At 61.2% G+C, this 19,776-nt stretch carries 18 protein-coding genes; 5 read left to right on the forward strand and 13 right to left on the reverse strand.

Annotated features, from left to right (window positions below):
- Positions 1 to 79 precede the first annotated feature (79 nt).
- Positions 80 to 571: a helix-turn-helix domain-containing protein gene (locus AC1RL4_RS02965; RefSeq protein WP_019578770.1), complete on the forward strand. Its 492-nt coding sequence runs from the start codon at positions 80 to 82 to the stop codon at positions 569 to 571.
- Positions 572 to 687: 116 nt separating this feature from the next.
- Here AC1RL4_RS02965 and AC1RL4_RS02970 read toward each other — a convergent pair whose 3' ends face one another.
- Entirely contained in the window at positions 688 to 1,374 is a 687-nt protein-coding gene (locus AC1RL4_RS02970) for a phytanoyl-CoA dioxygenase family protein (protein ID WP_230173525.1), read from the reverse strand.
- A 108-nt stretch (positions 1,375 to 1,482) separates the two neighbouring features.
- Positions 1,483 to 2,367 carry a LysR substrate-binding domain-containing protein gene (locus tag AC1RL4_RS02975; protein ID WP_230173527.1) on the reverse strand — a complete coding sequence of 295 codons (885 nt, stop codon included), beginning with the start codon at positions 2,365 to 2,367 and terminating at the stop codon, positions 1,483 to 1,485.
- Positions 2,368 to 2,527: 160 nt separating this feature from the next.
- On the opposite strand from AC1RL4_RS02975, the gene ydiJ reads away from it, so the two are divergent.
- Positions 2,528 to 5,557, forward strand: a complete 3,030-nt coding sequence (gene ydiJ / locus AC1RL4_RS02980) for a D-2-hydroxyglutarate dehydrogenase YdiJ (RefSeq protein ID WP_230173529.1) — start codon at positions 2,528 to 2,530, stop codon at positions 5,555 to 5,557.
- Between the two features lie 114 nt (positions 5,558 to 5,671).
- On the opposite strand, the gene AC1RL4_RS02985 is transcribed toward ydiJ, so the two are convergent.
- The 4 genes from AC1RL4_RS02985 to AC1RL4_RS03000 all read right to left on the reverse strand — a co-directional run bounded on the left by AC1RL4_RS02985 (position 5,672) and on the right by AC1RL4_RS03000 (position 10,832).
- Entirely contained in the window at positions 5,672 to 6,784 is a 1,113-nt protein-coding gene (locus AC1RL4_RS02985) for an alkene reductase (protein WP_096480272.1), read from the reverse strand.
- 150 nt (positions 6,785 to 6,934) lie between these two features.
- A complete protein-coding gene (locus AC1RL4_RS02990; protein ID WP_230173553.1) occupies positions 6,935 to 9,172 on the reverse strand; it encodes a xanthine dehydrogenase family protein molybdopterin-binding subunit in 2,238 nt (745 codons plus the stop codon).
- Positions 9,169 to 9,642 (reverse strand): (2Fe-2S)-binding protein, encoded by a 474-nt coding sequence (locus AC1RL4_RS02995; protein ID WP_111453256.1) that lies wholly within the window; start codon positions 9,640 to 9,642, stop codon positions 9,169 to 9,171. Before AC1RL4_RS02995 ends, AC1RL4_RS02990 begins: the two co-directional genes overlap by 4 nt.
- Complete coding sequence (locus AC1RL4_RS03000; RefSeq protein ID WP_356687622.1) at positions 9,639 to 10,832, reverse strand: c-type cytochrome; 1,194 nt, start codon at positions 10,830 to 10,832, stop codon at positions 9,639 to 9,641. Before AC1RL4_RS03000 ends, AC1RL4_RS02995 begins: the two co-directional genes overlap by 4 nt.
- A gap of 383 nt (positions 10,833 to 11,215) precedes the next feature.
- Here AC1RL4_RS03000 and AC1RL4_RS03005 point away from each other — a divergent pair, with 383 nt between their 5' ends.
- On the forward strand, positions 11,216 to 12,415 hold the full coding sequence (locus AC1RL4_RS03005) for an MFS transporter (protein WP_019578778.1): 1,200 nt from the start codon (positions 11,216 to 11,218) through the stop codon (positions 12,413 to 12,415).
- 100 nt (positions 12,416 to 12,515) lie between these two features.
- Positions 12,516 to 13,445 carry a LysR family transcriptional regulator gene (locus AC1RL4_RS03010; RefSeq protein ID WP_204125358.1) on the forward strand — a complete coding sequence of 310 codons (930 nt, stop codon included), beginning with the start codon at positions 12,516 to 12,518 and terminating at the stop codon, positions 13,443 to 13,445.
- Here AC1RL4_RS03010 and AC1RL4_RS03015 read toward each other — a convergent pair.
- The 7 genes from AC1RL4_RS03015 to AC1RL4_RS03045 form a co-directional block, all read right to left on the reverse strand.
- On the reverse strand, positions 13,423 to 13,707 hold the full coding sequence (locus tag AC1RL4_RS03015) for a hypothetical protein (RefSeq protein ID WP_019578779.1): 285 nt from the start codon (positions 13,705 to 13,707) through the stop codon (positions 13,423 to 13,425). The two genes, AC1RL4_RS03010 and AC1RL4_RS03015, sit on opposite strands and share 23 nt — an antisense overlap.
- A gap of 298 nt (positions 13,708 to 14,005) precedes the next feature.
- Positions 14,006 to 14,254 carry a hypothetical protein gene (locus AC1RL4_RS03020; protein WP_018929055.1) on the reverse strand — a complete coding sequence of 83 codons (249 nt, stop codon included), beginning with the start codon at positions 14,252 to 14,254 and terminating at the stop codon, positions 14,006 to 14,008.
- 132 nt (positions 14,255 to 14,386) lie between these two features.
- Positions 14,387 to 14,647, reverse strand: a complete 261-nt coding sequence (locus AC1RL4_RS03025) for a hypothetical protein (protein WP_019578780.1) — start codon at positions 14,645 to 14,647, stop codon at positions 14,387 to 14,389.
- An 81-nt stretch (positions 14,648 to 14,728) separates the two neighbouring features.
- The gene (modC, locus tag AC1RL4_RS03030; RefSeq protein WP_230173557.1) at positions 14,729 to 15,808 is read right to left on the reverse strand and encodes a molybdenum ABC transporter ATP-binding protein; all 1,080 of its coding nucleotides are present in this window, start codon (positions 15,806 to 15,808) and stop codon (positions 14,729 to 14,731) included.
- A gap of 3 nt (positions 15,809 to 15,811) precedes the next feature.
- Positions 15,812 to 16,492 carry a molybdate ABC transporter permease subunit gene (gene modB / locus AC1RL4_RS03035; protein ID WP_019578782.1) on the reverse strand — a complete coding sequence of 227 codons (681 nt, stop codon included), beginning with the start codon at positions 16,490 to 16,492 and terminating at the stop codon, positions 15,812 to 15,814.
- On the reverse strand, positions 16,493 to 17,245 hold the full coding sequence (gene modA / locus AC1RL4_RS03040) for a molybdate ABC transporter substrate-binding protein (protein ID WP_371929188.1): 753 nt from the start codon (positions 17,243 to 17,245) through the stop codon (positions 16,493 to 16,495).
- A gap of 255 nt (positions 17,246 to 17,500) precedes the next feature.
- Positions 17,501 to 18,565, reverse strand: a complete 1,065-nt coding sequence (locus AC1RL4_RS03045; protein WP_204125355.1) for an NAD(P)H-dependent flavin oxidoreductase — start codon at positions 18,563 to 18,565, stop codon at positions 17,501 to 17,503.
- Between the two features lie 214 nt (positions 18,566 to 18,779).
- Between AC1RL4_RS03045 and acuI the strand changes: the two genes are divergently transcribed.
- Positions 18,780 to 19,763, forward strand: coding sequence for an acrylyl-CoA reductase (NADPH) (gene acuI / locus AC1RL4_RS03050; RefSeq protein ID WP_019578785.1), 984 nt, complete (start codon positions 18,780 to 18,782; stop codon positions 19,761 to 19,763).
- Positions 19,764 to 19,776: the final 13 nt, after the last annotated feature.

A 19,776-nucleotide genomic window follows, 5' to 3' on the forward strand; every position in this document is an offset into this window, starting at 1 on the left:
CATGGACGGCCCGATCAAGCGCTTTCGCCAAAATGATGCTGGCCACAATAGACCTCGTCTCCAACATTGAGAGGTCACAATGAACGACGTGGACGTTGTAGAAGTCTTCAAGTCCAGCCAGGGAGGCGACAAACGGGGATCCATCGCAATCAGTGCCGCCGGGCTGGGCGCTGAGCAGATCATGACGATGGCTCCCGCCTATCTGCGATTCATAGCGACCAGTAACGGGCCGGGCAGGCTGAGTTATTGGCAGGAGCGAAAAGCAAAAGAAGTCATGATGGAAAACCTTGATTGCGGCATTCAGGTTTCGGCCGTAGCCAAGGAGTGTTCCTTGTCACGAAGTCATTTTTCCCGAGCTTTCAAGAATGCTACGGGCCACTCCCCACGTGATTGGCTTCAGCTTGCAAGATTAACCCGAGCGAAAGAATTCCTTGAGCAAACTGATTTTTCTATTACTCAAGTGGGCTTGGAGTGCGGGTTTGCTGATCAATCCCATTTCACCCGAATGTTCTCCAAGAAATTCAATATGACCCCAGGAAAGTGGCGGGCACAAAAAAAGTCCCAGCTGTAGGGGTGGATCCCCCCTGGAGAATCCATCAAGGCCACCACACCCGTCCGATTGTCAGTTGGACGGGTGTGGTGGGTGCTGCCATTGATAGCAGGCACTCCTTGTTGGTTTCCGGTCCGCTATTCTTGATGGCTTGAGCAGGCAAAATCCGAAGGGTCGAACCGATCGGTCGTATCCATCCGAATACTTCGCAGGCCCACCGTTTCCAAGTGTGACGCGTATAAAGGCTCCGAAAAATAGCTGATCAGGATGGAGCGTCGGCGTGCGCCGATCGAGTTCAGACTGCCCGCATGCACTAAATCGGCATCAAACACCAGGATGTCACCCGCGGAGCCTGAAAGCTGCACGGACCGGGACTCGTCATTGAAGTCGAATGGCGGCGCTTCCTGGTCAGGGCGATGGCTGCCGGGGACGATACGTGTTGCGCCGTTCTCGGGGCCATAATCGTCGAAGTAAGCGATGGCGTTCACAATGTCGCCTGGCCGTTGGGCCGACAAGTCGCGGTGCAGCTGCTGATGACCGCCACCTGCAAGGGGCTCGCGACCCTCCACCTGCGAGAGGAAAAACCGCTCTCCGATCAGCTCACCAACCACCGTCAGCAGCTCCGGCAGACGACACACCGCCTGAATCTTCGAATCAGAATCCAGCAGCGAATGGCGCCAATCCATGCCACGCGGCACTGGCCATTGGTCCGCCGGCTTCACGCCCGCATCGAACACGGCACGAAGGTCACCCAGCCACTCGGCCGGGATCGCTCGACGGAGCAGCGCAAAGCCATCTCGATGGAGTTGTTCGCGGTCAGTCATGGATTCCTCAATTCCCTTGCCACCAACGCATCAAAAATCCTGCAGTCGCGCGCGCAACTGATGGACATCATAGAAGAACAAAGTGGACAGCCTGTTCTTTGCGCTCGTTCAGATCTGTTCCAGCAACCAGGTACGGAACGCGATAAGCGATGGCAGCATTTCGTTGCGCGGCGGGTAGGTCAGGTAGTAGCTGCGCTGGCTGGCGAACGGCTGGTCGAGGCTGATCAGCTCTGCGTTGGCCAACTCGTCGGCCACTAGAATACGTGGCACCAAACCGATGCCGATGCCGGCCCTGACGGCCTGGATCAAGTGCGAGGTGAGTTCGAAACTCGGCCCCAGCCGCATCATTCGGTGGGGAAGGCCGTGGTGGCTGAACCACTCGCCCCAGACGTTGGCGTTGTTTGCGACGTTGAGCAGTGTCTGTGCGCCAATGCGCTCCGGCGTCCAGGCGTCATGGAGCTCGGCCACTTCTGGAGAAATGATCACCATCAGTTCTTCGGTGTGCAGGCGATGGCTGATCAGGCCCGGCACATCGGCATTGCCGACGACGATCGCGGCATCGATACCGCTGGTTTCGAAGTCGATGGCGTCGATCCGGGAATTGATGTGCACCAGCATGCCGGGATGGGTTTTGTAGAAGTCATGTAGGCGCGGCAATAACCACTTCGAGCCGAAGGTCGGCAAGGTGGCCAGGCGCAAGGTGCCGCTGCCGGATTGATAAGCCATGGCTTGCAGCGTGGCGCTGCGGATGCGTCCGAGCGCTTCGCTCATTTCCCGCTGGTAGAGACGACCGACATCGGTCAACTGCACTTGCCGGCCTTCACGGCGAAACAGCGTCAGGCCCAGTTGCTGTTCCAGCGCCTGGACTTGCCGGCTCACGGCGCTTTGGGTCAGTGACAGTTCCATCGCGGCGCGGGTGTAGCTTTCATGGCGGGCGGCGGCCTCAAAGGCCAGCAGCAACGACATCGAGGGCGTGAGGTGACGGTAATTCATTCGTAAAAGTCATCGATAGCGGCAGGATTATCCGTTTGTCCGGCGCCAGAGCCTACAGGATCATTGGCGTAGCCGACGACCTGAGGCTGACCCATTAATGCTCAGGCGACAAGTGTTTTGATTTTTTCCCATGATTAGACCGACAAGAGAACAGCCTGCGATGATCGCTCAGTTGCCCACCGTTGCACTCGCGGCAGATTACCCGGAATTTCTTCAGGCCCTGCGCGCCAGCGGCTTTCGTGGCCAGCTCAGCGCCGACTACGCCACCCGCACCGTGCTGGCGACCGACAACTCGATTTACCAGCGCCTGCCGCAAGCGGCGGTGTTCCCCATGGACGCGGACGACATCGCATGCATCGCGACCTTGATGGCCGAACCACGCTTTCGCCAGATCAAGCTGACCCCGCGAGGCGGCGGCACCGGCACCAACGGCCAGTCATTGACCGATGGTATCGTGGTCGACTTGTCGCGGCACATGAACACTATCCTGGAAATCAACGTCGCCGAGCGTTGGGTGCGGGTGCAGGCGGGCGTGGTCAAGGACCAGCTGAATGCCGCGCTCAAACCCCATGGGCTGTTCTTCGCCCCGGAGCTGTCGACGTCCAACCGCGCCACCGTCGGCGGCATGATCAACACCGACGCCAGCGGCCAGGGGAGTTGCACCTATGGCAAGACCCGCGATCACGTGCTGGAACTGCACAGTGTGCTGCTCGGTGGCGAGCGCCTGCACAGCCGGCCTCTGTCCGACGCGGAGCTGGAAGTGGCATGCACGCAATCCGGCCGCATCGGCGAGGTGTACCGGACGGCGCGGCACATTCAGGAAACCCAGGCCGACCTGATCGAGTCGGTATTCCCGAAACTCAACCGCTGCCTGACCGGTTACGACCTGGCGCACCTGCGCGACGAGCACGGGCGTTTCAACCTCAACAGTGTGCTGTGCGGTGCGGAAGGTTCGTTGGGCTACATCGTCGAAGCCAAGCTCAACGTGCTGCCGATTCCCAAGTATTCGGTGTTGGTGAACGTGCGCTACAGCAGCTTCATGGATGCGTTGCGCGACGCTAATGCGTTACTGGCGCACAAACCGTTGTCCATCGAAACCGTGGACTCCAAAGTGTTGATGCTGGCGATGAAAGACATCGTCTGGCACAGCGTTGCCGAGTACTTCCCGACGGACGCCGGGCGCGCGACGCTGGGCATCAACCTGGTGGAGTTCAGCGGGGAAGACCTGGCGGACGTAAATGCTCGCGTGGCGTCGTTCGTGGAGCATCTGCAGGCCGACACGACGATTGAGCGACTGGGCCACACCCTGGCCGAAGGGGCCGAAGCCGTGACCCGCGTATACACCATGCGCAAACGCTCGGTCGGGCTGCTGGGTAACGTCGACGGCGAGGTTCGCCCGCAGCCTTTCGTCGAAGACACCGCCGTGCCGCCGGAGAAACTGGCTGACTACATCGCTGAGTTCCGCGCCTTGCTGGATAGCCATGGCCTGGCCTATGGCATGTTCGGTCACGTCGATGCCGGTGTGTTGCATGTACGTCCGGCGCTGGATATGAAAGATCCGGCCCAGGCCGCTCTGGTCAAGCCGATTTCCGATGCCGTGGCCGAGCTGACCCGGCGTTATGGGGGGCTGCTGTGGGGTGAGCACGGCAAAGGTTTGCGTTCGGAATATGTCCCCGAGTTTTTTGGCGAGCTGTACCCGGCGCTGCAATCGCTCAAGGGGGCGTTCGACCCGCACAATCAGCTCAATCCCGGCAAAATCTGCACTCCGCCGGACGCCGCCCAAGGCTTGCTCAAGGTCAACGAAGTCACGCTGCGTGGTGACCTGGACCGGCAAATCGACGAGCGCGTCTGGCAAAGCTTCGGCTCCGCCGTGCACTGCAACGGTAATGGCGCCTGCTACAACTACGATCCCAACGATGCGATGTGCCCGTCGTGGAAAGCCACCCGTGAACGCCAGCATTCGCCAAAGGGCAGGGCTTCATTGATTCGCGAGTGGTTGCGTCTGCAAGGCGCGGCCAATATCGATGTACTGCAAGCGGCCCGAGGCAAATTGTCGTGGCTGAGCGGGTTGCCAACGCGGTTGCGCAATAACCTGGCGCGCTCGCGCGGCGAGGCGGATTTCTCCCATGAGGTCTACGACGCGATGGCGGGGTGTCTGGCCTGTAAATCCTGTGCGGGACAATGCCCGGTCAAGGTCAATGTGCCGGAATTCCGTTCGCGATTTCTGGAGCTGTACCACGGTCGTTATCAACGCCCGCTGCGCGACTATTTGATCGGCTCGCTGGAGTTCACCCTGCCTTACATGGCCTACGCGCCAGGTTTGTACAACGCGGTGATGAGCTCGAAATGGGTGAGCCGTTTGCTTGAGCGACAGGTCGGTATGCTCGACAGTCCGTTGATCAATCGCCATAACCTGCAGGCCACGTTGACCCGCTGCAAGGTCGCTGTCGCCAGTGTGCCAGCCTTGCGCGAGCTCACTGTCGCGCAACGTGAGCGCAGCGTGGTGCTGGTGCAGGACGCCTTCACCCGGTACTTCGAAACCCCGTTGCTGGCGAGCTTCATCCAGTTGGCGCATCAGCTGGGTTATCGGGTGTTTCTGGCGCCCTATAGCGCCAACGGCAAGCCTTTGCATGTGCAGGGTTTCCTCGGTGCCTTCGCCAAGGCGGCGATCCGCAACGCCCATCAGCTCAAGGCGCTCGCCGACTGTGGAGTGCCGCTGGTGGGGCTGGACCCGGCGATGACCCTGGTCTACCGCCAGGAATATCAGAAAGTACCGGGGCTCAACGATTGCCCAAAGGTCCTGCTACCCCAGGAATGGCTCTGCGATGCGTTGCCGGAAAATCCGCATCCAGCGACTGATACATTCCGTTTGTTGGCGCACTGCACCGAGAAAACCAATGTCCCGGCCAGCACTTCGCAATGGGAAACCGTTTTTGCCCGGCTCGGGCTCAAGCTGACGACTGAGGCGACCGGCTGCTGCGGCATGTCCGGAACCTACGGTCATGAAGCCCGAAACCAGGACACCTCGCGGACCATTTTCGAGCAGTCATGGGCCGGTAAACTGGACAAAAAGGGTGAGGCGCTGGCGACGGGATACTCCTGCCGCAGTCAGGTGAAGCGCTTTGCCAACACGCAATTGCGCCATCCACTGGAGGTTGTGCTAGAGCGCATTGTTCAGCCCGTTCGCTGATGCAAACGCTGCGGCTGATTGCACGCAGCATCAGTTCCTTGGCGCGGCGCTCCTGCCCGTCGGACAGGGCGCCCACGGGCGCGCCAAGGTGCATTGATGGTCTGGATTCAGCTGTCAGGAGTGAGCCGGGTAATCCACGTATCCACGCTGATCGCCACCAAAGAAGGTGCTCGGATCCGGCGCATTGAGCGACAATCCGTCGCGAATTCGTCGTGGCAGATCAGGGTTGGCCAGAAACGGCCTGCCGAACGCGATGATGTCCGCGCGACCGTCGATCAAGGCCTGTTCCGCCGTCTCGGGGTCGTAGCCACCGGCGATCATCAGCACGCCGTCCCACGCTGCACGCAGTTGGCTGATGATTGCATCCCAGCGCGGATCGAAGTTCTCGTCCTTGACGGTGCCGACGACGGCAGGCTCGACGAGGTGCAGATAGGCCAGATTCCACTGGTTCAACGAACGCACGATATGGCCAAACGTCGCTTGCGGCGTCTCATCACCCATGCCCATGAAGCGTCCCATTGGCGTGAGGCGTACGCCCACGCGCTCTGCGCCGACTTCGTCGACAACCGCAGCAACCACTTCCAATAACAGCCGTGCACGGTTTTCCAGGCTGCCGCCGTAGCTATCCTCGCGCTGGTTACTGTTGCTGTTGATGAACTGATCCAACAGGTAACCATTGCCGGCGTGAATTTCCACGCCATCCATCCCGGCGTTCAGCGCATTGCGCGCAGCCCGGCGGTAGTCGTTGATGATGTCAGCGATCTCCGAGGTTTCCAGTGCCCGCGGAACCGGCACATCGCCCCACACACCGTTGCCATCCGCGTCGACGATGAACGTCTTGCCCGGCACGGGTAATGCGCTTGGGGCCACCGGGAGGGCGTTGTCGGGCTGAAAGCTTGGGTGCGACACGCGGCCCACGTGCCAGAGTTGCATGAAGATCAAACCGCCGGCCTCGTGCACCTGGCTGCTGACTTCGCGCCAGGCCTGTACCTGCTCATCGCTGTAGATTCCCGGGGTCCAGGCATAGCCCTGGCCCTGTCGGGAGATTTGCGTCGCCTCGGTGATGATCAATGCGGCGCTCGCACGCTGACGGTAATACTCGGCGTTCATGGCCGTCGGGACATCGCCCGGTTGCCCGGCACGAGAGCGGGTCAGCGGCGCCATCGCCACTCGGTGCGGGAGTGTGTATGGCCCCAATGCGATGGGTTGGAACAGTTGCTGCGTCATAGAATTTCTCCAGGTTTCGAAAAGAGGGAGCAGGGCGGCGATGGACGTTTGGCCAGGCACCGTATGGCCGTAAGTTAATCCGCTGCATGCCGCTTGATAATCCGCATCAGCCTCTACGCTGCATTGCGTGAAACGCAACGCTGCGCAGGGTCAGGACGGTTGCTCTGAGCGGGTCAAAGGAAGGTTCAGCCAGCGTCGGCCGGTAGCGTTTGCCACGGCATTGCCGAGGGCGGCGGCCATCGGTCCCTGGACGATTTCGGCGGCGCCGAGAAACGGCTGTCCCGGTTGGTCGAGCAGGTGAACGTCGACCTTTTTCGGCACCTGCGAAAAGCGCAGGATCGGGTAGCCACTCCAGTCGTAGCTGCGTATACCCCCGGCGTCATAGGCGACTTTTTCATACAGCGTCCAACTGGTGGACTGCACGATCCCGCCTTCCACCTGGTTGCGCAGGCCATCGGGATTGACGATTTGCCCGACGTCTACCGCCGTGACGACGTGATCGACCTGCACCTCGCCGGTCTGCGGATGTACGCGCAAGCGCACCGCGATCGCGCAATAGCCCATGATGTTTTTGTAGCGGGCAAACGCGAAGCCGATGCCCGCGCCGGGCTCGCTGCTTTTTTGCGACCAGCCGATGGCGTCGCGCACGCGCTCCACCACGGCCCGCGCCCGGGGATCCGCCAGATGCGCAAGGCGCAAGGCCACCGGATCGCTCCCGGCCCTGGCGGCAAGCTCATCGATGCACGCCTCGATTGCGAAGATGTTGATGTGCGCGCCCAGCGAGCGCATGGCAGAGGTGCGAAACGGCATCTCAGTGACGAAGTTCATGTTGATGCGCGTGGATGCCAGCGTGTACAGCGGCACGGCATTGCGATCGCCGTCGCCTTCAGGTTGAGCGATGGGCACCGAAGGCGCAGAGATGAACGGTCGGGCCAGCAGTCGCGCCGGCAGCAACCGGCCCGCGTTGACGATGCGTTCGTTATGCGGCGTGGTCCACAGTTCATAGTGCCAGTCCTGCAATCGACCTTGCGCATCAAGATTGGCCTGCACTTCAGTCACCATCGCCGAGCTGTAGGGTTCCCAGAGATTTTCCTGCTCGCGCATCCACTGCACCCGCACCGGCGTGCCCGGTATTCGCATGGCAATCAGCGCGGCGTCGGCCGCTGCATCGTCTGCGCCGTTGTGGCCGTAACAACCGGACCCTTCGGTGTGGATACAGCGAACGCGGTCGGGCGGTAGCCGCAGCATTTCGGCGATCCCGGCGCGCAGCGGATACACGCCTTGGGTGTGGGTCCAGACGGTGAGGGTGCCGTCCTTGAACCAGGCCACGGCGCAGGACGGGCCGATGGATCCGTGCATCAGGTATTGCTTGGTCACGCGCGCTCGATAGCGGTTGTCGGTCGCTTCCTGTGGCGTACCCTCGTGGCTGATCGGGTAGCGGCGTGAAGGCAGGCGTTCGAGCAATGTGTGGATGTCCCGTGACTCGGGTATCGCTTGTCCACCGCTCCAGCGCGCCGATTCATATCCGCGGCGCATGGCCTTGATCGCTTGCCATTCATCACGCGCCACCACGGCAAGGTAATTGCCGTCGCGAATCACCTGCACAACCCCGGACAACGTTTTGATCGACTCCGCGTCGAAGGCTTCCAGCGTGCAACCGGGACGAGGAGGGCGAATGACCCGAGCGTGCAGCATGCCCGGCAGACGAATGTCCTGAACAAATGCCGGGCCGCCGCTGACTTTTGCCGGAATATCCAGCCGTTGCAGCGAATGCCCGATCAGCTTGAAGCCCGTCGCTGGCATTGCCGGCGATTCGGACTTGGCATAGAGGTGCAAGTCGACGTTTTTGACGGCGTCAGCGTAGGACATTCGTTGTCCGGCAGGGCCGTGAATGACGCCCTCCTGCGTCGTCAACAGTGGCGGTGCCACCTCCCAGCTGCGCCCGGCCGACTGCAGCAGTAACTCACGTACCTGCGCCGCCGCGTTGAACAGCGCGGTGCCGCTGTCGAAAATGCTATGGCTGCCGGCGGTGTAGCCTTCGTTGGGCGTCAGGGCAGTGTCGGCAGTCAGCAAGTTGATCGCCGTCGGCGAAACCTCCAGACGTTCGGCGGCAATTTGCAGCAAGGCTGTTTTAACGCCAGTGCCCAATTCGACCTTGCCGGTGTAGACGGTGATGCCTTCAGGGCCCACGCGGATCCACGCATCGAGGTAGGGATTGGTGCGCAGGCTGCCGGGCAGATCAGGCGCCAGAACCACCGTGCCGAGGGTATCCACTTCGGTGTCGGCCCATGCACGACGCGCCGCCGGCACCAGGGTAAACGCCACTAGCAAGGCGCCTCCACGCAAGAACGCCCGGCGACTGTGGTCGACTTTTTTCTCCATCGTCATGTCGCGCTCCCGTTTTGCCCGGCCACCAGGCTGATTGCCTCGATAATCCGCAGGTGGGTGCCGCAACGACACAGGTTGCCTGCCATGTGCTCGCGAATGGTCTGCTCGTCCGGGTGCGGATTGCTTTCCAGCAATGACTGCGCGCGCATCAGCATGCCGGCGATGCAGTAGCCGCATTGAGCCGCCTGTTTGTCGATAAAGGCTTTCTGCAAAGGGCCGGGACGTTCGGCAGAACCGAGGCTTTCAACCGTTCGAACCTTCTTGCCCTCAAGGCCCGCGCAGGGCGTCACGCAAGAAAAAACCGGCTTGTCATCGACGATGACCGTACAGGCTCCGCACTGCCCCAAACCACACCCGTATTTGGCGCCGTTCAGCCCCAGATGATTACGCAGCGCATAGAGCAGCGGCATGTCAGGTTCCAGCTCCAATGCATGGGCCGAGCCGTTGACGTTGAGCGTGACTTGGGTCATTTCGTCTCCTGACGGATCGCTTCAATAGTGGAAGAAAGCTCTGTCCAGGGTTGGTCAGGCCTGGCTTGCTGGCGCAGGTATGACGCCAGGGCTGCGAGTTGAATGTTGTCCAGGCTGGCGGCAAACGGCGGCATGACCGGTCCGGGCACGCCCGGAGTTGCCGGCACACCTTCGAGCACGGTTTTCAGGAAGTTGCGTGCGCTTCGGGCTTGCAGTGCCGAGGTGCGATCAAGCGCCGGACGCCCGTCGATCTCGCGCATCGGCGCCGCAGGGGCATGACAACCGGCGCAGGCACTGGCGAACAGCAGGGCGCCGCTGGTCTGGTCCAAGGTCTCAACGTTCCCGGCGCCGGGTTGGATTTCGGTGATTGCCGCCTTGGTTTGCAGGCTCAGCAAATACTCGGCAATCGCTTCGGCGTCACTGACCGGCAAGCGAGCCAGACTGAGGCTGACCGGGCGCATCGGGCCTGCGGCTGTGCCGTGCCCATCCACCACTTCTGCCCGCAGATAGCGGACCAACTGTTCAGTGCTCCACGGGTTTGCGCGACGGGCCATGCCGAGCAGCGAAGGCGCCTCCCAGCCATCCACCTCACCGCCCGCGAGGCTTGCGCCGGACTGCTCGGCACCGATCAGGTTCAACGGTGAATGGCAGCCCGCACAGTGGCCGGGGCCTTCAACCAGATAACGTCCGCGATTCCACGCCTCGGATTGCTGCGCCACAGGTGTCAGCGGCTTTGCATGCAGAAACAGCAGATTCCAGAACGACACCAGTGGCCGGAGGTTCATCGGGAAATTCATGTGGTTTTGCATGGCCGGTGAGTTCACGGCAGGGCCGCTCATCAAGTACGCATACGCGTCGGCAATGTCGCCTTCGCTCATGCGCCGGTAGTGCACGTACGGGAAGGCGGGGTACAGGAAGTGGCCATCGCGGGCGATCCCTTCATGCATCGCCCGCTCGAACGCCGGCAGTGACCATTGGCCGATACCGGTCTGCGGATCGGGTGTGATGTTGGTGCTGTAGAGCGTACCGAACGGCGTTACCAGCGGCAGCCCGCCCGCCATGTATTGACCGCCCGGACGCGTATGGCACACCGCACAATCGCCTGCTTCGACCACCCGCGCACCGCGCAGCAATTGCGCGGCATCGAACGTTCGCCGGGGCTCAATCGGTGCTATCGCCGGGCGCCACATCAGTAACGCCGCGCTGATTGCGCCTATCGAAGCGAGGACGGCCGCGCTGATCCAGAGGGGACTGGATCTCAGGAAGTTGCCCTTCATGAGGATTTGCAACGCGAGGGACGCGCGGAGGGCATTGATGATGGATTCGGGGTCATGAACAGCTCCTTGAGCAACCGGGGAAGGGCGCTGATGGAGAGCCCTGCGCCAAGTGCCCAAGGGTAGAGAAGGCGTAAGCGCCGGAGTATTGCCAGTTCGCGCAATAGCGCATTGCGCCAACGGCAACGCCGGGATCGTTGCGAATGGCGCATCACTGCATTGCCGGTGGCATGGATTCTCTGCATCGACCCGTGCCCTTAGCCTTGGCATCACTTTCCCGAACTCAACGAGGTGTCATCATGCTCACGGGTAACCCCGCAGCAGCGGCCAAGGCCGAACAGCCTGCTTCACTCTCCGGCCTGATGGTCGCGTTCCTGGCATTTTGCTGTGGCGCGGTCGTGGCCAACCTCTATTACGCCCAGCCGATTGTCGAATTGATCGCGCCGCAGATCGGCCTGTCCAGCGCCAATGCCAGCCTGATCGTTTCACTCACACAGTTTGGTTATGCGCTGGGTCTGCTGTTGCTGGTGCCGCTGGCCGACCTGATGGAAAACCGGCGCCTGGTCGTGGGTTTCACCCTCGCAGCGAGCGTTACGCTGTTGTGTGCCGGGCTGACGCACTCGCCGTCGATGTTCCTCGTGTTTTCATTGCTGATCGGCCTTACTTCGGTTGCGGTGCAGATTCTGGTGCCATTGGCGGCGCATCTGGCACCCGAAGCCACGCGCGGTCGTGTGGTGGGAAATATCATGAGCGGGCTGCTGCTGGGCATTCTGTTGTCGCGTCCGCTGTCCAGCCTGCTGGTGGAAGTGTTCGGCTGGCGCGGGGTGTTTTACAGCGCGGCGGCACTGATGGCCGTCATCGCCCTGATCACCGCGGCTGCGCTGCCGCGCCGTGTGCCGACGCATCAGGCGACTTATGCCGCGCTGATCGGCTCGGTGTTTACCCTGGCTCGTCGCCACCCGGTGCTGCGTCAACGTTCGTTGTATCAGGGATTGTTGTTCGCAAGTTTCAGCCTGTTCTGGACGCTTGCGCCGATTGAGCTGATGCGTCACCACGGTTTCAGCCAGGCGCAGGTGGCGATTTTTGCCCTGGTTGGAGCAGTAGGTGCAGTCGCTGCGCCGATTGCCGGGCGCTTGGCCGATGCCGGTCACGGCCACCGCGGAACATTGGTCGCACTGCTACTGGCACCGGCTTCATTGTTGATCGCTGCGCTGCCCGGCAGCAGCTACTTGTGGCTGGTGGTGTGTGCGGTGCTGCTGGATTTCGCCGTGCAACTGAACATGGTGCTGGGCCAGCGCGAGGTGTACGCCATCGACCCGCACAGCCGGGCACGACTCAACGCCGTGTACATGACCAGCATCTTCGTTGGCGGTGCCTTGGGATCGCTGGTGGCGAGCCCACTCTACGAGCACTTCGGCTGGAACCTGTCTGCCGCATCGGTGGCATTGCTCCCGACCCTGGCTTTGGTGATGTTCCTCGGTCGCAAGGCCAATGCCTGAGCGCCAGGCGCCGGGGAATCCGGTGAAGCACCGTCATACAAGACGGTTGGCGAACGGTGATGCACAATCACCACCGTTCCCTTTTGACCGGATTCCACTTATGGACAAGTTGCTGGCACTGAAGATGTTTGTTGAAACCGTGCGTTGCGGCGGTTATTCCTCTGCGGCGCGCAAGCTTGGCATCTCGACGTCTTCGGTCACTCGCCAGGTGGCGGGGCTGGAAAACGAGCTCGGCGCCAGCCTGCTCAACCGCACGACACGCAACACCAGCGTGACCGTCGCCGGGCAAACCTATTTCGAAAAGGCTGTGGCGATTCTTGACGCCATCGACGAAGCCGATGCCGTGGTTGCCGACCGTGGCAGCGAGGCGCAAGGACGCCTGCGGATCAGCGTGCCCGTCGAGTTTGGTCGGCGGATCATCGCGCCGCATCTGGGTCGATTGCTCGAGCGCCATCCGGGACTGGAAATAAGCGTGTCGTTGAGCGATCAGGTCAGCGACCTGCTGAGCGAACAGATCGATGTGTCAGTGCGTCTGGGATCGTCGGTGGTCAGTGAAGACATCGTCAGTAAACGGGTAGGGGCCTTCCAGCGCTGGGTGGTGGCCAGCCCGGATTACCTGAGCCGCCACACGGCGCCGTGTCATCCTCGCGACTTGCTCGAGCACCAATGTCTGCGCTTTGATTACGCTGGTTCGCACCAGTGCTGGACGTTCCAGGGCGACAAGGAAACCATCCAGCTCAATGTGCATGGCCGCCTGCAAAGCAACAACGCCGACATCCTGCGCGAAGCGGCAATCGCCGGCGGCGGGGTGACCCTGCTGGCCGACTGGCTGGTACGCGACGATGTCGCCGCAGGCCGGCTGACACGGTTGTTGGAGCATTACGAAGTCAACCCCGGCAGTGCAAGCAGTTGCATCAATGCGCTGTACTTGCCCAATCACCGGGGCTCTAGCCGGATCAATGTGTTTATCGATTTTCTAGAGGAAATCCTCACGCCTAACGTGTCAGCTATACAAATGGCTGGCCAGTAAAGCCACGCGGTAGCCGTTGCAGTCCGGGCATCTCGATCAGCCGTTGTACCCAGGATGCGCGCCAGTCATTGGCGGCATGGGTGGCTTTGGCTTTGCGTGCGGCCCGACGTGCGGCGTTGCGTTCGGCTTTGCGCGCTTCCTTGTACGCATCGGTGTTGCGGCAGCTTCTGCATTTCACCCGGTTCAATATGCTGCTGGAAGTCAGGTTGCTGCCTTTGTGCCCGCAGGCCAGGTGCCCGCCGACTTTGAAGTGAGTGACCATGGGACATTCTCCTTCGTGATGTGTAAGCGTTCGACACCTGGCGGGTGAGGGCGTTCGTTCGCGTTACGGCAGGCAAAAAAATGGCCCGCATGCGGGCGGGCCAGGGGATGTTTTCAAAGGAGCAGGTGAACTGTAGGAGTTCGGTTGTGAAGACGGTGTGAAATGGCCGAAGGCACGAATAAAAAAAGCCCGGCAAACTGGGCCGGGTTGGGATGTAGCGCGAGTCTGGCAGGCAGGCATAACCACGGTGACGAAGAGGTCACCGCTCAGGTGTGCTGAATTGGACTCTGTCCCTGGCTCAAATAACGCGGTCGCCTGATTTGAACCGAGGCAGTGGCGGCTCGACATGTTTGAGTGCAGACAACGCGCTGCGAATCTGCGGCGTGTCCTTCTCGATGTCGTTCAAGCGGTCACGAATCCTGAGCGCTGTCGGATGCCCCCCTTGATGATCGACCCAGTCGGCGATTTCCTTGCACGCAGCAGCAAGGCGGGCCTGACGGGAGTCAAGCAGGGTGAGCAGGGTGGCGATAGACTCTTTCTCGGACATGACAATCACCTCCGTTCAAGGATATCGGCTAAAGGGCAACAAAAAGCCCGCGGGGGAGCGAGCTTTCTGCCGATGGGTCGCTGGTCCTTCAGCTCCTTCAAGTATAGACCCGGAAAATGAAAGTGGCCGGCTTCAGGCCAACCCGTGCGACACCGGCGAACTGGCCTCGTTAAGCCTGCGACATTCGCGCCTGGCGTCCTCTTCAAGATCGTAACCGTCACCGATAAAGCCGCGAGTGCGGGTATCGATGATGCGATACCAGACGGCGGCGTCGGGCGGTGGATGGCCGACTTCTCCGGCCCGGCGGCCATGAACGATGATCTTGTTGCAGCGTTTCACAACGAAAATGTCTTCCATGGCGTCACCGAAGCTATTCGTGTTCAGATCAAGCATAGAAGCCCGTTGCGATCATGCAAAAAACTGGTGGGTCGTTCGTCGGTTCAGCGCCCCCTTGAATACGTCTCGGCGACGGGTTCAGGCCAGCACCGCCACCGCTTTGATCTGCGCCCAGAGTTGCTGGCCGGGGTGCACGCCCAGTTGATCCCGGGAGTAGCGGGTGATTCGCGCCAGCAGCGGTGTGCCGGCGGCATTCAGGCGGATCAGTACGTGAGCAGCGTTGTCGGCGCCGACTTCACTGATCACCGTGACCGGCAGGCGATTGAGGATGCTGCTCTGTTCGACGCCTTGCAGGCTCAGGCTGACATCCCGCGCCTGAACCTTGCAGCGCAATGTCTGGCCCTTGGTCATCGGCGCGTGGGCGACCCGAATGTTCAGGTCGGTGTCGGGCAGTTGCAAGGTCAGCAGCTGGTAGTCGGCGTCGTAGGCGCTGACGTGCCCTTCGATCACCACGCCGGCGTCATCGCCCAGCGCCAGCGGCAGATCGAGCCGGGCCAAGGTTTCGCCGATGGCGCCGCTGGCCAAAGCCTTGCCGTTGCTGAGCAGGACGAGGTGATCGGCAAGCCGCGCGACTTCATCCTGGGAATGGCTGACGTACAGCACCGGGATGTCCAGCTCATCGTGCAACCGTTGCAGGTAAGGCAGGATTTCGTTTTTACGCTGGGTATCGAGCGCCGCCAGTGGCTCGTCCATCAGCAGCAGTTTGGGGCTGGTGAGCAGGGCACGGGCGATGCCGATACGCTGGCGCTCGCCGCCGGAAAGATTCTGCGGATTGCGGTTGAGTAAATGGCCAATCCCCAGTAACTCCGTGGCATGCGCCATGTCGACCCGCCGCTGTTGGCGAGGGATGCGCTTGAGGCCAAATTCAAGATTGGCCTGCACCGACAGATGGGGAAACAGGCTGGCTTCCTGGAAAACATAACCCAGGGCGCGTTTATGCGGCGGGACGAAAATCCGCTTGTCGCTGTCCTGCCAGACTTCATCGTTGACCTGGATAAAACCCTGCTCAGCCTGTTCCAGGCCGGCGATGCAACGCAGGCAGGTGGTTTTGCCCGAACCGGAATGACCATAGAGCGCAGTCACTCCACGGCCGGGCAATTGCAGGTCGATATCCAGGGCAAATCCCGAATAGCTCAGTTTCAAGCGCGTTTGAATCATGGGTCAGCTCCAGGCCGCTTTGGTTTTACGGCTGGAGTAGAGCGCCAGCAACACTGCAAAGGAGAACACCAGCATTGCCCCGGCCAGCCAATGGGCCTGGGCGTATTCCATGGCTTCGACGTGATCGTAGATCTGCACCGAGACCACGCGGGTTTTGTCGGGAATGTTGCCGCCGATCATCAGCACCACGCCGAACTCGCCGACGGTGTGGGCGAAACCGAGAATGGCCGCGGTGATGAAACCGGGACGGGCCAGCGGCACAATCACGCTGAAGAACGTGTCCCAGGGGTTGGCGCGCAAGGTGGCGGCCACTTCCAGTGGGCGAGTGCCGATGGCGGAAAAGGCATTTTGCAGCGGCTGGACCACGAACGGCATCGAGTACAGCACCGAGCCGATCACCAACCCCGCAAAACTGAAGGTCAGGGTACCGAGCCCCAGCGATTGGGTGAAGTGGCCGATCCACCCGTTCGGGCCGAGCGCCAACAGTAAATAAAAGCCAATCACCGTGGGTGGCAGCACCAGGGGCAGGGCGACGATCGCCCCGACCGGGCCGCGCAACCAGGATTGGGTACGCGACAGCCATAACGCAATCGGAGTGCCAATGATCAGCAGGATGGCCGTGGTCAGGGACGCCAGTTTCAGGGTCAGCCAGATCGCGGAGTAATCGGCACTCGATAGTGTCATTTAGAGTTGGTAACCATAGGACTTGATGACGGCGGCGGCTTTCGGCCCCTTGAGGTAGTCAACCAATGCCTGGGCGGCCGGGTTGTCCTTGCCCTTGTTGAGGATCACCGCGTCTTGTTTGATCGGATCATGCAGGTTGGCCGGAACGATCCAGGCCGAACCGCTGGTCACTTTGCCGTCTTTGTAGATCTGCGACAAGGCCACAAAACCGAGTTCGGCGTTGCCGGTGGACACGAATTGGTAAGCCTGGGTGATGTTCTGGCCTTCAACGATCTTGTCTTTGACCTTGTCGGTCAGGCCTTGCTTGGCCAGCACCTGAGTGGCAGCCAGGCCATATGGGGCGGCTTTCGGGTTGGCGATGGAAAGATGCTGATACTGGTTGTCGCTCAGAACCTTGCCCTTGGCGTCGACATAACCTTCCTTGGCCGACCACAGCGCCAGCGTGCCGATGGCGTAGGTGAAGCGCGAACCCTTGACGGTGTCGCCTTCGGTCTCGAGTTTCTGTGGAGTGGTGTCATCCGCCGAGAGCAACACTTCGAACGGCGCGCCGTTCTTGATCTGGGTATAGAACTGGCCGGTTGCACCAAAGGAGGTGACCAGTTTGTGCCCGGTGTCTTTCTCGAAATCGGCAGCGATGGCCTGGATCGGCGCGGTGAAGTTGGCGGCAACGGCGACCTGGACTTCATCCGCGTGGGCGGACCCGAAAGCGAACACGCTGAACAGGCACACAGGGGCAAAACGTGAGGCACGCATGGTCATGAAACGGCTCCGAGGTAGGCGAGTGAAACGCTATATATCAGAATATATAGCGAAATGCCTGTAAACGGAACGAATGGGATGTGCACGTCGGAATTCACGCGCGCCCTGTAGCAGCTGGCGCAGCCTGCGTTCGGCTGCGCAGCAGTCGTAAATTCAGCTTCCACGATTGATCTGAAAGACCGCGATGTCTGGTTTCACGACTGCTGCGCAGCCGAACGCAGGCTGCGCCAGCTGCTACGGGCCCCCGTCCTAACGGTGAATCAATTTGGCCAATCCTTCATCCGCCAATCGCCGGGTCAGCTCTGCCGAAGTCAGTTCAACGCCCAGGGTGAACGCCTGCCCGGCCCAAAGGTTGCTGAAATCCGCTTCCCCTTTGGCCCGCAATGGCATCAGCGCACCGCCCGCCAAGGGGAAGGCCGGTGCCTTGGCGCTCATCGGCCCGAGTTCACGCATCACCCGATTGAGAATCCCGCGCGCCGGGCGCCCGGTGAAAATGTTGGTGACCGCTGTCTCGCTTTCCTTGGCCGTGCGCAACGCCTTGTGGTGGGACGCGCTGACCTTGGCCTCTGGCGTGAACAAATAAGCCGTACCTACCTGAACCGCCGATGCGCCCAACATAAAAGCCGCTGCGACGCCACGCGCATCGCTAATCCCGCCCGCCGCAATGACCGGCACTTTCACCGCATCAACGACCTGCGGCACCAGCGCGAAAGTACCCACCTGGCTGCTCAAATCATCACTGAGGAACATGCCCCGGTGACCACCAGCCTCGTAACCCATCGCAATGATCGCATCGCAGCCATGCTGCTCCAGCCAGATGGCTTCTTCGACCGTAGTCGCTGAGGAGAGAACTTTCGCTCCGGTGGCTTTTACCCGATCCAGCAGCGACTTTTCCGGCAGGCCGAAGTGAAAACTCACCACTGCGGGGCGAAACTCTTCGATCACTTCGCAGGCCGCGTTATCGAACGGCGCGCGATTGGACACCGGCGTCGGTGCGTCGAAGTCGACGCCCAATTCCCGGTAGTACGGTTCCAGCAGATTCTTCCATTCCCGGGCGCGCTGCTCATCCGGCGGCGGAGGTTGATGGCAGAAGAAATTGACGTTGAACGGGCGCTGGGTGTGTTGGCGAATCGTCTTCAGTTCTTCGCGCAACTGCTCGATGCTCAGCATCGCGGCAGGCATCGAACCCAGGCCACCAGCGTTGCACGCAGCAATCACCATGGCCGAAGTCGTCGCGCCGGCCAAAGGGCCCTGGATGATCGGCAGCTCGATCCCGAGCAGGTCAAGAATGCGGGTGTCTGGCCATTGGTTCATGTGCAGTGTTCTCCAACGTCGAAACAGGGCAGGGACGGTAGAAGCCAGTTTGTATCAGTAATGCCTGGCGCAGGGCCAGTCGAGTTTTTAATGCGTACAGGATGATCCGCAAGGCGCCAGACGATGGGGATTGGCTTAAAGTCGGGTACGGTGATGGGGTTCCCTGTGTTATTTCAACAGCACGACAACTGAGCGATTCCACCTGGAGGCAGTGATGTTCAAAGGCATTTTGATCGACAAAGACGACAGCGGTTACCGGGCCACGCTGCAAGAGATCGCTGACGATCAATTGCCTGAAGGCGATGTGACGGTGCGTGTGGCGTACAGCACGCTGAACTTCAAGGATGGCCTGGCGATCACCGGCAGCAGCCCGGTGGTGCGCAAATTCCCGATGGTGCCGGGGATCGACTTGGCAGGCACTGTCGAAGTCAGCAGTCATCCGGACTACAAGGTCGGTGATCAAGTCCTGCTCAACGGCTGGGGCGTGGGTGAAGGGCATTGGGGCGGATTGGCACAGAAGGCTCGCCTGAATGGCGACTGGCTGATCCCGCTGCCCAAGGCGTTCACCGCCGCACAAGCGATGGCCATCGGCACGGCCGGCTACACGGCGATGCTGAGTATCCTGGCGCTGGAGCACAACGGCGTGACTCCCGAGCAGGGCGAGGTATTGGTGACGGGCGCCAACGGCGGTGTAGGCAGTTTCGCCATCGCGCTGCTGAGCAAGCTCGGCTACCGCGTGGTGGCCTCCACTGGCCGCACCTCCGAACACGACTACCTCAAGCACTTGGGCGCCAGTGAAATCATTGATCGCGCCACATTGTCGGAGCCGGGCAAACCGTTGGCCAAGGAGCGGTGGGCGGCGGTGATCGACTCGGTCGGCAGCCACACACTGGCCAATGCTTGCGCGAGCACCAAGGCTAACGGCACCGTCGCCGCCTGCGGCCTGGCCCAGGGCATGGACTTCCCGGCGTCCGTCGCACCGTTCATATTGCGCGGCGTGACCCTGGCCGGGATCAACAGCGTGACCCAACCCAAAGCCCGGCGGATACTGGCCTGGAATCGCCTGGCCAAGGACCTGGATTTCGCCTTGCTGCCGCTGATCAGCCACGAAATCGGCTTGAGCGAAGCCATCGACGCCGCGCCACGCTTGCTTGCCGGGCAGTTGCGCGGCCGGGTGGTGGTCGACGTCAATCGTTGATCGTTTCAGCATC

The sequence above is a fragment of the Pseudomonas sp. GW822-FHT07A10 genome (genome assembly GCF_058798795.1).

Excerpts from the sequence above, each read along its gene's own strand:
- AC1RL4_RS03015 (WP_019578779.1), bottom strand. The coding sequence starts at position 13,707 with ATGGTCACTCACTTCAAAGTCGGCGGGCACCTGGCCTGCGGGCACAAA.
- modC (WP_230173557.1), bottom strand. The coding sequence starts at position 15,808 with ATGATTCAAACGCGCTTGAAACTGAGCTATTCGGGATTTGCCCTGGAT.
- AC1RL4_RS02970 (WP_230173525.1), bottom strand. The coding sequence starts at position 1,374 with ATGACTGACCGCGAACAACTCCATCGAGATGGCTTTGCGCTGCTCCGT.
- AC1RL4_RS02995 (WP_111453256.1), bottom strand. The coding sequence starts at position 9,642 with ATGACCCAAGTCACGCTCAACGTCAACGGCTCGGCCCATGCATTGGAG.
- ydiJ (WP_230173529.1), top strand. The coding sequence starts at position 2,528 with ATGATCGCTCAGTTGCCCACCGTTGCACTCGCGGCAGATTACCCGGAA.
- AC1RL4_RS03000 (WP_356687622.1), bottom strand. The coding sequence starts at position 10,832 with ATGTGGCGCCCGGCGATAGCACCGATTGAGCCCCGGCGAACGTTCGAT.
- AC1RL4_RS02965 (WP_019578770.1), top strand. The coding sequence starts at position 80 with ATGAACGACGTGGACGTTGTAGAAGTCTTCAAGTCCAGCCAGGGAGGC.
- AC1RL4_RS02985 (WP_096480272.1), bottom strand. The coding sequence starts at position 6,784 with ATGACGCAGCAACTGTTCCAACCCATCGCATTGGGGCCATACACACTC.
- AC1RL4_RS02990 (WP_230173553.1), bottom strand. The coding sequence starts at position 9,172 with ATGACGATGGAGAAAAAAGTCGACCACAGTCGCCGGGCGTTCTTGCGT.
- modB (WP_019578782.1), bottom strand. The coding sequence starts at position 16,492 with ATGACACTATCGAGTGCCGATTACTCCGCGATCTGGCTGACCCTGAAA.
- AC1RL4_RS02975 (WP_230173527.1), bottom strand. The coding sequence starts at position 2,367 with ATGAATTACCGTCACCTCACGCCCTCGATGTCGTTGCTGCTGGCCTTT.
- AC1RL4_RS03005 (WP_019578778.1), top strand. The coding sequence starts at position 11,216 with ATGCTCACGGGTAACCCCGCAGCAGCGGCCAAGGCCGAACAGCCTGCT.
- AC1RL4_RS03020 (WP_018929055.1), bottom strand. The coding sequence starts at position 14,254 with ATGTCCGAGAAAGAGTCTATCGCCACCCTGCTCACCCTGCTTGACTCC.
- acuI (WP_019578785.1), top strand. The coding sequence starts at position 18,780 with ATGTTCAAAGGCATTTTGATCGACAAAGACGACAGCGGTTACCGGGCC.
- AC1RL4_RS03025 (WP_019578780.1), bottom strand. The coding sequence starts at position 14,647 with ATGCTTGATCTGAACACGAATAGCTTCGGTGACGCCATGGAAGACATT.
- AC1RL4_RS03010 (WP_204125358.1), top strand. The coding sequence starts at position 12,516 with ATGGACAAGTTGCTGGCACTGAAGATGTTTGTTGAAACCGTGCGTTGC.
- AC1RL4_RS03045 (WP_204125355.1), bottom strand. The coding sequence starts at position 18,565 with ATGAACCAATGGCCAGACACCCGCATTCTTGACCTGCTCGGGATCGAG.
- modA (WP_371929188.1), bottom strand. The coding sequence starts at position 17,245 with ATGCGTGCCTCACGTTTTGCCCCTGTGTGCCTGTTCAGCGTGTTCGCT.